Annotated in this window: 9 protein-coding genes; 7 read left to right on the forward strand and 2 right to left on the reverse strand. The window is 66.0% G+C overall.

Features of this window, described 5'->3' with window-relative positions; genetic code table 11:
• Positions 1–27: 27 nt before the first annotated feature.
• The 4 genes from ACXAD2_RS05915 (at position 28) to ACXAD2_RS05930 (ending at position 5,228) form a co-directional block, all read left to right on the forward strand.
• Positions 28–1,650, forward strand: a complete 1,623-nt coding sequence (locus ACXAD2_RS05915) for an ABC transporter substrate-binding protein (RefSeq protein WP_475168072.1) — start codon at positions 28–30, stop codon at positions 1,648–1,650.
• Positions 1,651–1,750: 100 nt separating this feature from the next.
• A complete protein-coding gene (locus tag ACXAD2_RS05920) occupies positions 1,751–2,713 on the forward strand; it encodes an ABC transporter permease (protein ID WP_224901129.1) in 963 nt (320 codons plus the stop codon).
• On the forward strand, positions 2,710–3,570 hold the full coding sequence (locus tag ACXAD2_RS05925) for an ABC transporter permease (protein ID WP_475168076.1): 861 nt from the start codon (positions 2,710–2,712) through the stop codon (positions 3,568–3,570). The genes ACXAD2_RS05920 and ACXAD2_RS05925 overlap by 4 nt, the downstream gene beginning before the upstream one ends.
• Entirely contained in the window at positions 3,570–5,228 is a 1,659-nt protein-coding gene (locus ACXAD2_RS05930) for an ABC transporter ATP-binding protein (RefSeq protein WP_475168078.1), read from the forward strand. Before ACXAD2_RS05925 ends, ACXAD2_RS05930 begins: the two co-directional genes overlap by 1 nt.
• Positions 5,229–5,316: 88 nt before the next feature.
• Here the strand turns inward: ACXAD2_RS05930 and ACXAD2_RS05935 are convergent, their stop codons facing one another.
• The gene (locus ACXAD2_RS05935; protein WP_475168080.1) at positions 5,317–7,584 is read right to left on the reverse strand and encodes a glycoside hydrolase family 3 C-terminal domain-containing protein; all 2,268 of its coding nucleotides are present in this window, start codon (positions 7,582–7,584) and stop codon (positions 5,317–5,319) included.
• Positions 7,585–7,830: 246 nt separating this feature from the next.
• Between ACXAD2_RS05935 and ACXAD2_RS05940 the strand changes: the two genes are divergently transcribed.
• The 3 genes from ACXAD2_RS05940 to ACXAD2_RS05950 all read left to right on the forward strand — a co-directional run bounded on the left by ACXAD2_RS05940 (position 7,831) and on the right by ACXAD2_RS05950 (position 12,233).
• Positions 7,831–8,877, forward strand: a complete 1,047-nt coding sequence (locus tag ACXAD2_RS05940) for a tartrate dehydrogenase (RefSeq protein WP_475168081.1) — start codon at positions 7,831–7,833, stop codon at positions 8,875–8,877.
• A gap of 3 nt (positions 8,878–8,880) precedes the next feature.
• Positions 8,881–10,353, forward strand: coding sequence for an NAD-dependent succinate-semialdehyde dehydrogenase (locus tag ACXAD2_RS05945; RefSeq protein WP_475168085.1), 1,473 nt, complete (start codon positions 8,881–8,883; stop codon positions 10,351–10,353).
• A 203-nt stretch (positions 10,354–10,556) separates the two neighbouring features.
• Positions 10,557–12,233 carry a BCCT family transporter gene (locus ACXAD2_RS05950; RefSeq protein WP_224901448.1) on the forward strand — a complete coding sequence of 559 codons (1,677 nt, stop codon included), beginning with the start codon at positions 10,557–10,559 and terminating at the stop codon, positions 12,231–12,233.
• Positions 12,234–12,244: 11 nt separating this feature from the next.
• Here ACXAD2_RS05950 and ACXAD2_RS05955 read toward each other — a convergent pair whose 3' ends face one another.
• Positions 12,245–13,078 (reverse strand): 3-oxoadipate:acetyl-CoA acetyltransferase, encoded by an 834-nt coding sequence (locus ACXAD2_RS05955; RefSeq protein WP_475168092.1) that lies wholly within the window; start codon positions 13,076–13,078, stop codon positions 12,245–12,247.
• Positions 13,079–13,105: the final 27 nt, after the last annotated feature.

Genomic DNA, 13,105 nt, shown 5'->3' on the forward strand with positions numbered 1-13,105 from the left:
GATGCCTCCGCAACAGGGACTGACGACATGACCAAACCCACCAATTGGATCCCGAGCAACTGGACGGGCCGCGATGACGCCCGCATCGAGGATGCGATCCGCCGCGGCGCGACCCGCCGCGACCTGCTGAAGATGCTGATGTCTTCGGGTGTCGCCGCCGCTGCCGGTGGCTCTTTGCTGCTGCGCGCGTCCGAGGCCGTGGCCGCGACGCCGGTCTATGGTGGCTCGCTGCGCGCCGCCGGCTGGTCCGCCTCCACCGCCGACACGCTGGATCCGGCGAAAGCCTCACTGTCGACCGATTACGCCCGCATCTGCGCCTTCTACAACCGCCTGACCTTCCTTGCCGACGGCGGTGTGCTGAAGATGGAACTGGCCGACGACATCACCACCGATGATGCAAAGGTCTGGACCGTCAAGCTGAAGTCCGGCGTGCAGTTCCACGACGGCAAGACCCTCGCCGCCGAGGACGTCGTCTATTCGCTGTCGCGCCACCTCGACGAAGCGACGGGCTCCAAGGTGCACTCCATTGCCCAGCAGATGAGCTCGATCACCAAGGTCGACGATCTGACCGTGCGCATCGAGCTTTCCGAGGCGAATGCCGACCTGCCGACGATCCTCGCGCTGCACCACTTTATGATCATCGCCGATGGCACCACCGATTTCTCCACCGCCAACGGCACCGGCCCCTTCGTCTGCGAAGTCTTCGAGCCCGGCGTGAAATCCGTTGGCACCAAGAACCCGAACTACTTCAAGGACGAGGGCCCCTACCTCGACAGCTTCGAGTTCATCGCCATCGCCGACAACACCGCCCGCGTGAACGCGCTGATGTCGGGCGACATCCAGCTTGCCGGTGCCGTCGGCCCCCGCGCCACCCGTATGCTCGACACTTCCGACGCGGTCTGGGCCAGCACCACGACCGTCGGCAACTATACCGACATGAACATCCGCCTCGACATGGAGCCCGGCTCGAAAGCCGAGTTCGTCGAGGGCATGAAGGCACTGATCAACCGCGAACTGATCCACAAGTCGGTGCTGCGCGGTCTTGGTGACATCGGCAACGACCAGCCCGTCTCGCCGGTGAGCAAATACTACAACGCCGAGCTGAAGCCGCGTGCGTTCGACCCTGAAAAGGCGAAGCACCACTTCGAAAAGGCGGGCGTCCTGGGCACCGAGATCCCGCTGGTCGCCTCCGACGCCGCCGGCTCCTCGGTCGATATGGCAACGGTGATGCAGCAGGCCGGCTCTCAGATCGGCATGAACTTCACCGTCGACCGCGTGCCGTCGGACGGCTACTGGTCGAACTACTGGCTGAAGGCGCCGATCCACTTCGGCCACATCAACCCGCGCCCGACCCCCGACATCCTGTTCTCGCTGCTCTACGCTTCGAATGCGCCTTGGAACGAAAGCCACTGGGCGTCCGACAAGTTCGACAAGATGCTGGTGGAAGCCCGCGGCCTGCTCGACGAGGACAAGCGGACGGACATCTACCACGAGATGCAGGCGATGGTCTCCAACGAGGCCGGCACCGTCATCCCCGCCTTCATGGCCAACGTCGATGGTGTTTCCTCGAAGGTCGGTGGCCTCGAGGCCAACCCGCTGGGCGGCCTGATGGGCTTTGCCTTCGCAGAGTACGTCTGGCTCAAGGACTGACCCCAATCCGCCGGGCCCCTGCGGGCTCGGCGTTTGCCTACCGCAGAAAAGGGCCGTTGGCCCTTTTCGCTCCCTACCACCCCGCACGAGGAGGCACCGCGTGGCCCCATCCCTGTTGCCCTGGTTCTACGTCGTCCAGCGTTTCGCGCTGGCGCTGCTGACGCTTTTCATCATCTCGCTCACCGTCTTTTTCGCCTGCCAATTGCTGCCCGGCGACGTGGCCGAGATCCTGCTTGGGCAGGCCGCCACCCCCGAGGCCGTTGCTGGCCTGCGCACGGCGATGGGCTTGGACGAGCCGGCGATCCAGCAGTACGTCAACTGGCTGACAGGCTTCCTGCAAGGCGACCTCGGCACCTCCTACGCCAACCGGATAGAGATCTCGGAACTGATCGGCGGGCGGCTGGTGAACTCGCTGAAGCTGGCCGGAATAACCACGATGATCTCGGTGCCCGTGGCCTTGACGCTGGGCATTCTGGCGGCGATGTACCGCGGCTCGGCGCTGGACCGGGTGATTTCCATCTTCACCATCTCGATCATCTCCGTGCCGGAATTCATGCTGGCCACCTTCGCCGTGCTGGTCTTCGCCGTCTGGCTGGGCTGGCTGCCTGCGCTGTCGCTGTCGAGCGCCGAAGCCCAAAGCTGGGGTGAGCTGCTGAAGGCCTACGCGATGCCGGTGATCAGCCTGTCCATCGGCGTCTCGGCCCAGATGATCCGCATGACACGCGCCGCGGTGATCGAGACGATCAACACGCCCTATGTCGAGATGGCGCTCCTGAAGGGGGCCTCGCGGTCGCGCATGGTGCTGCGCCACGCGCTGCCCAATGCGATCGGGCCGATCGCCAATGCGGTGGCGCTGTCGCTCTCCTATCTCGTCGGCGGCGTGATCATCGTCGAGACGATCTTCAATTACCCCGGTGTCGCCAAGCTGATGGTGGATGCCGTCGCCACCCGCGACCTGCCCCTGATCCAGTCCTGCGCGATGATCTTCTGCGTCAGCTACCTTTCGCTGATCACCCTTGCCGACATCGTGGCCATCCTCTCCAACCCGAGGCTGCGCAAATGACCGCTCGAACGTCCCTTCTCGCCCGCGTGCCCACACCGGCGCGCCTCGGCTACCGCTTCAACATCGTTGGCCGCATCGGCCTTGCCATGATCCTGTTCTGGGCGGTGATTGCCATCGTTGGTCCCTTCGTGGCGCCCTATCCTCCGGGGGAGATCGTCGGCTGGGACTATTTCACGCCGATGTCCGCGGAGTACTGGTTCGGTCTCGATTACCTCGGGCGCGACGTGTTTTCCCGCATCCTGATGGGCGCGCGCTACACGGTGGGCATCTCGCTGGCGGCGGTGTTCATCACCGTCACCGCCGGTGTCCTGCTGGGTATGGTCGCCGCCGTCATCGGCGGGTGGTTCGACATGGTGCTGTCGCGCCTGCTCGATGCGCTGAACGGCATTCCTTCGCTGCTCTTCGGGCTGGTGAGCGTTGCCGCCCTTGGCTCCTCCATCCCGATCCTCATCCTGACGCTGGCCGCGATCTATATCCCCGGCGCCTACCGCTATGCCCGCGCGCTCGCCGTGAACGTCAATACGATGGACTATGTGACCGTGGCCCGCGCCCGCGGCGAGACGACCTTCTACCTCATCAGCCGCGAGATCTTCCCGAACATCCTCGGCCCGGTGCTGGCCGATCTCGGCGTGCGCTTCATCTTCATCGTGCTGGTGCTCTCGGGCCTGTCCTTCCTCGGCCTTGGCGTGCAGCCGCCGAACGCGGACTGGGGCGGTCTCGTCCGTGAGAACATCGAAGGCATGAGCTTCGGCGCGCCGGCGGTGATCTTCCCGTCCATCGCCATCGCCACGCTGACCATCTCGGTGAACATGTTCATCGACAACCTGCCCACCAAGATCCGCGACAGGAGCGAATGATGACCGAACCTCTCGTATCCGTCTCCGACCTGCGCATCGGCGCGACCACCGACAGCGGCCGCCGCGTCGAGATCATCAAGGGCGTCTCCTTCGATATCGCGCCCGGCGAAATGGTCGCGCTCATTGGTGAAAGCGGCTCCGGCAAGACCACGATCGCGCTTTCGCTGATGGGCCACACGCGCACCGGCTGCGAAATCGACGGCGGCACCATCCGCCTCGGCTCTGCCGAGATCACCGCGATGACCGAGCGCCAGCGCGCCGCGCTGCGGGGCACCAAGGTGTCCTATGTGCCGCAATCCGCGGCCGCCGCCTTCAACCCGGCCAAGCGGATCATGGATCAGGTGATCGAGATCACCACGATCCACGACCTGATGCCCCGCGCCAAGGCCGAAGCCCGCGCCGTCGAGCTCTTTCGCGCGCTGGCGCTGCCGAACCCCGACACCATCGGCAGCCGCTATCCGCATCAGGTCTCCGGCGGGCAGTTGCAGCGCCTGTCTGCCGCCATGGCGCTGATCGGCAGCCCCGATCTGGTGATCTTCGACGAGCCGACCACTGCGCTCGACGTGACCACACAAATCGAGGTGCTGCGTGCCTTCAAGGGCGCCATGGCCGAAAGCGGGGCCTCGGGGGTCTACGTCAGCCATGATCTCGCGGTCGTTGCCCAAATCGCCGACCGGATTATCGTGCTCAAGGGCGGCGAGGTGCAGGAAGAGGGCGACGTCGAGCAGATCATGCACGCGCCCACCCATCCCTATACCCGCGAACTGCTGTCCGCCTTCGAACCCAAGCTGCACGCGAGCCCGGCATCGAAAGAGGCCCGTCCGCGTCCGATCATCGAGGTCCGCGATCTCTGTGCCGGTTACGGGCACATGCGCAACGGCGAGCCTCAGGCGAAGATTCTGAAGAATGTCAGCTTCCGGCTGGAGCGCGGGCGCAACCTCGGCGTCATCGGCGAGAGCGGCTCGGGGAAGTCGACGCTGGCGCGGGCCATCGCGGGCATTCTGCCACCCTATCGCGGCGACGTGCTGATCGACGGGCAAGAGATGCTGCCCGACCTCGCGAAACGCTCGAAGGAAGAGCTGCGCAAGAGCCAGATCGTCTTTCAGTTGGCCGATACCGCGCTGAATCCGACGCATTCCATCGGCGCAATCCTCGGGCGCCCGCTGACGTTCTATCACGGCCTCAAGGGCCGCGAGCGGGAGCGCCGGGTGATCGAACTGCTCGATATGGTGCAGCTGCCCGCCGCGATCCGGCGCCGTCTTCCGGGCGAACTTTCTGGCGGTCAGAAGCAGCGGGTCAACTTCGCCCGCGCGCTTGCGGCTGAGCCGGAGTTGATCCTCTGCGACGAGATCACCTCGGCGCTCGACACCGTCGTCGCCGCCGCGATCATCGACTTGCTGAAGGAACTGCAGCGCGAGCTGGACCTGTCGTACATGTTCATCAGCCACGATCTTTCGACGGTCGAGGCGATCTGCGATGAGGTGCTGGTGATGTATAAGGGCGAGGTCGTCGAGGCGCTGGCCGCGCGCGACATGACGGCAAAGGCAGAGCATCCTTACTCGCGCCTGCTGATCTCCTCGATCCCGCAGCTCGACACCAACTGGCTGTCGTCGCTGGAACAGGACCCCGAACTGGTCAAGCAGTTCGCACTGCGCTGAACGCAGGTACAGTCACGGAAGAAAGGGCCCCGTAAGGGGCCCTTAGCCGTTCTTAAGACGCGCCGTTTCGATGCAGGGAAGGCGGCGCTCAGGCGAGCGCCGCGGCCTCTTCGCAGAGGGCGTCGAGGTCTTCGGGCACCAGCGGGACACCGGGGAACTCCGACAGCGACGCCAGCGGGCAATCGCAAACGCCTTCGCGTCCGGCGGGATCGTCCATGAGATCGGCGATGCGCCCACGGAATCCGCCGCGCTCGGCGATCAGACCCTCAAGGCGCGGTCCCATAATGTCGTGGTCGAGCCATTGCCCCAGCGAGGAATACTTGCCCAGCACAAGCCGCAGCGGATGGCCGGGCACCGTGACGGCACTGGTGAGCCGGATGTCCCGCGACGACGCGCCGACGTGCAGCGTCAACTGTCCGCCCGCAAACACCCAGTCGTTGGCCGCCTCGTGCCAATGGGCCAGCCGCCGGCGCGTCACGGCGATCTCGACGCGCTGCACTTCGCCGGGCATAAGGTCCACCTTGGCCCAACCGCGCAGCTCGCGCTCGGGCGTGAGGAACCCGGCGGGCGTGGTCACATAGAGCTGCACCACCTCGCTGCCGGATCGCGCGCCGGTGTTGCGGACCGAGACCGAGAGCCGGAAGGCCGTCTCATCCTCCAGCGGCATCACTTCGACGGCAAGGTCTTCATAGGCAAAGCTGGTGTAGGACAAGCCGTGACCGAAAGGATGGTCCACCTCGATCTCGCGCGCGTCGTACCACCGGTAGCCGACAAAGGTGCGCTCGCCATGACGCGCGATCTCGTGGTCGCCCGGAAAGTCGAGGTAGCTCGGCGTGTCGGCCAGCTTCTTGGGGATCGTCTCGGACAGACGGCCACCGGGGTTCACCGCGCCGGTCAGAACATCGGTGATCGCTTCGCCATGCGCCTGGCCGGTCAGCCAGAACTCGACGATGGCCTGCACGTCGTCGCGCCATCCCGCGGTGGTGACGGCAGCGCCATTGCACATGGCCACGACGCGCGGCGCATCGAGATCGCGCAGCGCCTCGATCAGCGCCAGTTGCTGCTCCGGCAAGTCGATGTGGCTGCGGTCGCGACCTTCGCTCTCGTAGGCCTCGGGAAGCCCCAGCAGCAGGATGACCACATCCGCCTTTGCCGCCACGTCGCGGGCCGACGCGATCAGCTCCGGCTGGGCGGGATCCTCCTGCAGCGTGTACCCCGGCGCGAAGTCCACCTCTGCACCGGCCTGTGTCGCGGCGGCGCTCAGCACGTCGAGGACGGTGCTGATCCGGCGCGGATTGACCCGCGAGCTGCCCGCGCCCTGATAACGCGGCTTGCGCGCCAACTCGCCGATGACCGCCACCTTCAGTCCCGCACGCAGATCGAGCGGCAGGGTCCCATCATTGACAAGCAGCACGGCGGACGCCGCCGCCGCGCGGCGGACCAGCGCATCCTGCGCCTCGGGCTCGACCGGTACGACAGGCTTGTCGGCGGTGCGCGCCGCGAGCAGCCGCATGCGCTCGATCACCTGTTCTACCCGCGCGTCCGAAACGCGCCCATCGGCGTGTGCCTCACGCACCCGAGTGTCCTGCGGACGGCCGGGCATGCGGACATCGACGCCGGCGTTGAAGGCGGCGACAGGCTCGTAAACGCCGCCCCAGTCCGACATCACCAGCCCATCAAAGCCCCAGTCATCGCGGAGCACATCGCCGAGCAGCCACGAATCCTCAGAGGTATAGGTGCCGTTGATCCGGTTGTAGGAGGTCATCAGGGACCACGCACCGGAGGTTTCGAAGGCGATCTCAAAGTTGCGCAGGTACATTTCGCGAAGCGTCCGCATGTCGATCTCGGCCGAGACGCGGTGCCGGTCGTGCTCTTGGGTGTTGGCGGCGAAGTGCTTCAGGCAGGCGGCCACGCCAGTGCTCTGGATGCCGCGGGCGGCTGCCCCGGCGAGGGTGCCAGACAGCAACGGATCTTCCGAATAATATTCGAAGTTGCGGCCGCAGAGCGGGCTGCGCTTGAGGTTGAGGCCCGGCCCGAGGATCACGTCGACCCCGGCGGCAGCGGCTTCGCGTCCGAGCGCGGCACCGACCTCCTCGATCAGAGCCTCGTCCCAGGAACAGGACAGCGTTACCGCGGGCGGAAAGCAGGTCGCCGGCAGTGACCGTTCCAGACCAAGGTGATCGGGATTTTCGTCGTTTTGCAGGCGCAGCCCGTGCGGGCCATCCGCGAAGCGCAGCGACCGCAACCCAAGGGCCTCGACCGCGGGGGTGCTCCAGTAATCCTGCCCTGTGGCAAGGGCGAGGCCCGCATCAATCGCCGCGCGGTCCGAGGCGGTGCAGGTGTCGTCAGGTGTCATGTCTGGGTCTCTCGGGAGGAAAAACGGGGTATCGGCGGTCATCGCCGATGCCATGAACCGAGCACATGCGGCAGGGCGGATCAATCTTTGCCACCTCCGCCGAAGCGCTCAGGGTGACATTCGCAATCTTCTGCGCAGCGGACCCCGGCGAGGAGTGTTTTGTGCTGTGGTACCGACGCAAATAGCAGCAAATCCCTCGGCTTTCGCGCGACATTTTCCGCAACGAGCAGTTCTGGGAGACTCAAGATGACCACCTATAAGCTCGCGCTGATCCCCGGTGACGGGATTGGCGTTGACGTGACCGATGCCGCGATGAAGGTGATGGGCGCCGCCGCCAGCCGCTTTGGCTTTGCGCTGGAGAGCGAGAGCTTCCCGTGGTCCTGCGCGTACTACCTTGAGCATGGCACGATGATGCCCGAAGGCGGGATCGAGACGCTGCGCGGGTTTGATGCCATCTATCTCGGCGCGGTGGGCTGGCCCGCCACCGTGCCGGACTCGGTGTCGCTGCACGGGCTGCTGCTGCCGATCCGCAAGGCCTTCAACCAATACGCCAACATCCGCCCGCACCGGCTGCTGCCGGGCGTCGAAGGGCCGCTGAAGGCCGAGGGCTTCGATATCCTGTGCATCCGCGAGAACACCGAAGGCGAATATTCCGGCGCCGGCGGCCGCGTGCATGAGGGCAAGGACAATGAGGTGGCGGTCGAGACCTCGGTCTTCACCCGCGTCGGGGTCGAGCGCATCCTGCGCTTCGGCTTCGAGCAGGCGCGGGCGCGGCGGGGGCACCTGACCTCGGTGACCAAATCCAACGCGCAGAAATACTCGATGGTGTTCTGGGATGAGGTGACGCGCGAGCTGGCCGCCGAATACCCCGATGTCACCGTCAGCCACATGCATATCGACGCCATGGCCGCCAAGATGGTCATGGCGCCGCAGGATCTGGATGTGGTGGTGGCCTCGAACCTCTTCGGCGACATTCTCACCGACCTCGGTGCGGCGATCCAGGGCGGGCTGGGCTTTGCCGCCTCGGCCAATATCAACCCGGATCGCTCGGCGCCGTCGATGTTCGAGCCGGTGCATGGCTCGGCGCCGGATATCGCCGGCCAGAACATCGCCAACCCGATCGCGGCGATCTGGTCCGGCGCGCAGATGCTCGAGCATCTCGGCGAGGCCGAGGCCTCTGCCGCCGTGCTGGGCGCCATCGAGGCCGCCACCGCCAAGGGCATCGGCATCCGCCCGGGCCTCAACACCACCCAAGAGATCACCGCGGCCGTCATCGCCGCTCTGGAGGCCTGAGCCATGACCCTGCACACCGCCTTCGCCGCCGACATCCGCGACAGCCTGAGCGATCCCGACCTCTTCCGCGAGGCGGCGCTGATCGACGGGCAGTGGATCGCCCGCGATGACATGGAGGTCAGCAACCCCGCCACCGGCGGCACGCTTGGCCAGATGCCCGATTGCACCGCCGAAGAGACCACGCAGGCGATCGCCGCCGCCGAAGCGGCGATGAAGGCGTGGAAGGCGAAGACCCACGCCGAGCGCGCCGATCTGCTGATGGTCTGGTACAACCTGATGCTCGAGCATGCCGACGATCTGGCGCTGATCCTCACCGCCGAGCAGGGCAAGCCGCTGGCGGAAGCCAAGGGCGAGATCCTCTATGGCGCCTCCTTCGTGCGCTGGTTCGCCGAGGAAGCGCGGCGGATCAACGGCCACATCATCCCCAGCCCGGTGCCGGGCAAGAAGATCTTCGCGATGAAGGAGCCGGTGGGCGTCTGCGCGATCATCACGCCGTGGAACTTCCCCAACGCGATGATCACCCGCAAGGTCGCGCCGGGTCTGGCGGCGGGCTGCACCATGGTGATCAAACCCTCGGACTTCACCCCCTATTCGGCGCTGGCGCTCTGCGTGCTGGCCGAGCGGGCGGGCATCCCGGCGGGCGTGCTCAACGTGCTGACCGGCCGCCCCGAGGAGATCGGCGCGACGCTCACCGCCTCTCCGGTGGTGCGCAAGCTGTCGTTCACCGGGTCCACGCGGGTGGGGGCGCTGCTGGCCGAGCAATGCGGGCCGACGCTGAAGAAGATGTCGCTGGAGCTCGGCGGCAACGCGCCCTTCATCGTCTTTGACGACGCCGATCTCGAGGCGGCGGTCGAGGGCGCCATGGCCAGCAAGTTCCGCAACGGCGGGCAGACCTGCGTCTGCGCCAACCGCATCCTCGTGCAGTCCGGCATCCACGACCGTTTCGTCGCGGCGCTGGCGGCGAAGGTCGACGCGCTGAAGGTCGCGCCGGGCACCGAGGAGGGGGCGCACATCGGCCCGATGATCAACGCCGCCGCGATCACCAAGATCACCGCCCATGTCGAGGATGCGCTGTCGAAAGGCGCCGCCCGCGCCACGGCGACGCGTGATCTGCCGAGCCAGTTCGCCGATCCGGTGGTGCTCACCGGCGCGACGCAGGAGATGCGGCTGGCCGGCGAGGAAACCTTTGGCCCGGTCGCGCCGATCTTCAAGTTCGAGACCGAGGAAGAGGCGCTCGCGATCGCCAATGGCACGCCCTTTGGGCTCGCGGCGTATTTCTACACCACCGATATGGCCCGCGCCTTCCGCTTCGGCGAGGCGCTGGAGGCGGGGCTGGTGGGGCTCAACACCGGCGCGGTGAGCCACGCCGAGGCGCCCTTCGGCGGGGTGAAAGCCTCGGGCCTTGGCCGTGAGGGCGCGCAGGAAGGCATCGAGGAATACCTCGAAACCAAGGCCTTCCACTTCGGCGGGCTCTGAGCCAACCGCCGCCTCACCCGTGACGCCGTCGGGCGCCGCGGTTGCGCCGGTCCGGGTTTTCGGACCGGCGCTTTGCTGTCTCGTGATGGTGCGTGAACACGTAAGTGTGCCGAAAATATCAATTCCCGTGAAGATTGTGTGGAACCCTGCCGGGGGTGGGTCCGTTGGGTCAGGAGATTTGCCCCAAAACACGGATTTGATCCTTGGAACAGCTTGCACGCCGCCTCGGCCTACGAACCGATCCGACGATTTTCTTCATTTCGGCCGCCTTCACGATCATTTTCGTGCTGGCGCTGGTCCTTTTCCCAGAGGCCATCGGGGACGCCTTCGCGGTGGGACGAAATTGGATCGTCACCAACCTCGGATGGTTCTTTGTCCTCGGCGTGAACGTCTGGCTGGGCTTTCTGATCTGGGCCGCCATGTCGCGCCACGGTCATATCAGGCTGGGTCGCAAGGGAGAGCGCCCGGTCTATTCGAACCTGTCGTGGTTCACCATGCTGTTCGCGGGCGGTATCGGCACGGTGCTGATGTTCTGGGGCGTGGCCGAGCCGATCAGCCACTTCTCGAACCCGCCTTTGCCGGGGGTCGAGCCTTACACCGATGAGGCGGCCAAGGACGCCATATCCATCGCCATTTATCACCTTGGCCTGCACACTTGGACGATCTTCACGCTGCCGGGTCTGGCCTTTGCCTATTTCATCAACCGCTATGATCTGCCGGTGCGCGTCAGCTCGGTGTTCTATCCGCTGCTGGGCGAGGGCATCCACGGCCCCATCGGCAAGGCCATCGACATCGCCTCGATCCTCGGCACGCTGTTCGGCGTTGCCGTGTCGCTCGGTCTCGGCTCCAGCCAGATCGCGGCGGGGCTCGATGCGCTTTTCGGCACTGGGGACGGCGCGTTCGTCAAGGTGATGATCCTCACCGTGCTGACCATCGTGGCCGTGGGCTCGATCGTCGCCGGGCTCGACAAGGGCGTGAAGATGCTCTCGAACCTCAACATCGGCATGGCCGTGGCGCTGATGATTTTCGTGCTGGTCTGCGGCTCGACGCTGTTCCTGTTGCGCGGCATCGTCGAGACCTTCGGGCTCTATTTCTCGAACCTGCCGCGGCTGGCGTTCTGGAACGACATGCTGGCCAATGAGAACCCCGACACCGATGGCTGGGGCTGGCAGGGCAGCTGGACGGTGTTCTACTGGGCGTGGACCGTGACGTGGTCGCCCTTCATCGGGCTTTTCGTGGCGCGCATCTCGCGCGGGCGCACGGTGCGTGAGTTCGTCTTTGGCGTGCTGCTGGCCCCGTCGCTCTTCACGCTGATCTGGTTCGCCATCTTCGGCTGGCAGGCGATGGATTTCGACGGGCTGGGCCTTGCCGCACGCGAGGCGATGGGCGACAGCGCCGGAGAGATCAGCCGCGCCGTGGCCGACAGCGTGCCGCTGGCGATGTTCGCCTTCTTCGAGCACTTCCCCTTCACCACCTTCATCCAAGGCTTTGCGGTGATCATCGTGGCGATCTTTTTCGCCACCTCCTCGGACTCCGCCTCGCTGGTGGTGGATATGCTCTGCACCGGCACGGCGACGCCCGGCCCGACCCACCAGCGGGTGTTCTGGGGCGCTGCCGAGGGCGTGGTGGCCGCCATGCTGATCGTGCTGGCGGGCGAGGCGGGCCTCACCGCGCTGCAGCAGGTGATCACCGTGGTCGGTCTGCCGATCTTCATCCTTGTGAGCATGATGATCCCCTCGATCATCCGGGGCTTTGCCGCCGAGGATATCGAGCACATCAACATCGGCACAAGGCCCAGCCTCGAAGAATTCGGTCACGGCCCGGCGAGCGAGGAAAGCACGTCGGGCGGGCTACGCCCCGAGGGCAGCCCGGCCGAGTAAGCCCGGAAAAATCAGGCCGCGCGCAGACCCAGCAGCGCGCGGGCCTCGGCGGGCGTGGCGATGCTGCGCCCGTGCTTTTGCGCCACCTCTGCGGCGCGCTGCACCAGCGCGGCGTTCGAGGGGGCCAGCGTGCTTTTATCGAGGCGGATGTTGTCCTCGAGCCCGGTGCGCAGGTGCCCGCCCGCGGCGGCGGCCCATTCGTTGAGCTCTAGCTGGTGCCGCCCGATCCCGGCAGCGCACCACGGCGCGTCTTCGCCGAAAAGCACTTTCACCGTCTCCACATAGTAGTCGAACACCCGTTTCACCGCGGGCATGGCGTTCTGCACCCCCATGACGAATTGCACATAGGGCGTGCCCACAAGCTCGCCGCGGTCGGCCATCGCTTTGGCCTGATAGATGTGCGAGAGGTCAAAGGCCTCGATCTCGGGCTTCACGCCGTAGGTCTTCATCTCGGAGGCGAGCCACTCCACCAGTTGCGGCGGGTTCTCGTAGACGCGGGTGGGGAAGTTGTTCGAGCCCACCGAAAGCGAGGCCATATCCGGCTTCAGTGGCAGCATCCCGCCGCGGGCCTGACCTGCGCCAGAGCGGCCGCCGGTCGAAAGCTGCACGATCATGCCGGGGCAATGGGTTTCGATCCCCTCCTTCAGCGCGGCAAAGCGCTCGGGGTCAGAGGTGGGTTTGCCCTCGTCGTCGCGCACGTGGCAATGGGCGATGGTGGCCCCGGCCTCAAAGGCTTCCTGCGTCGACTCGACCTGCTCGGCCACGGTGATCGGCACGGCTGGATTGTCGGCCTTGGTGGGCAGCGAGCCTGTGATGGCAACGCAGATGATGCAGGGCTGGGTCATGGCGGAAGCTCCGTGTCGTCAGGGCCG

It is taken from the genome of Salipiger sp. ABN3_019, from assembly GCF_056158605.1.

What these genes read in the sequence shown, in the direction of transcription:
- ACXAD2_RS05915 (WP_475168072.1), top strand. Translation starts at nt 28, where the DNA reads ATGACCAAACCCACCAATTGGATCCCGAGCAACTGGACGGGCCGCGAT.
- ACXAD2_RS05930 (WP_475168078.1), top strand. Translation starts at nt 3,570, where the DNA reads ATGACCGAACCTCTCGTATCCGTCTCCGACCTGCGCATCGGCGCGACC.
- ACXAD2_RS05925 (WP_475168076.1), top strand. Translation starts at nt 2,710, where the DNA reads ATGACCGCTCGAACGTCCCTTCTCGCCCGCGTGCCCACACCGGCGCGC.
- ACXAD2_RS05940 (WP_475168081.1), top strand. Translation starts at nt 7,831, where the DNA reads ATGACCACCTATAAGCTCGCGCTGATCCCCGGTGACGGGATTGGCGTT.
- ACXAD2_RS05955 (WP_475168092.1), bottom strand. Translation starts at nt 13,078, where the DNA reads ATGACCCAGCCCTGCATCATCTGCGTTGCCATCACAGGCTCGCTGCCC.
- ACXAD2_RS05945 (WP_475168085.1), top strand. Translation starts at nt 8,881, where the DNA reads ATGACCCTGCACACCGCCTTCGCCGCCGACATCCGCGACAGCCTGAGC.
- ACXAD2_RS05935 (WP_475168080.1), bottom strand. Translation starts at nt 7,584, where the DNA reads ATGACACCTGACGACACCTGCACCGCCTCGGACCGCGCGGCGATTGAT.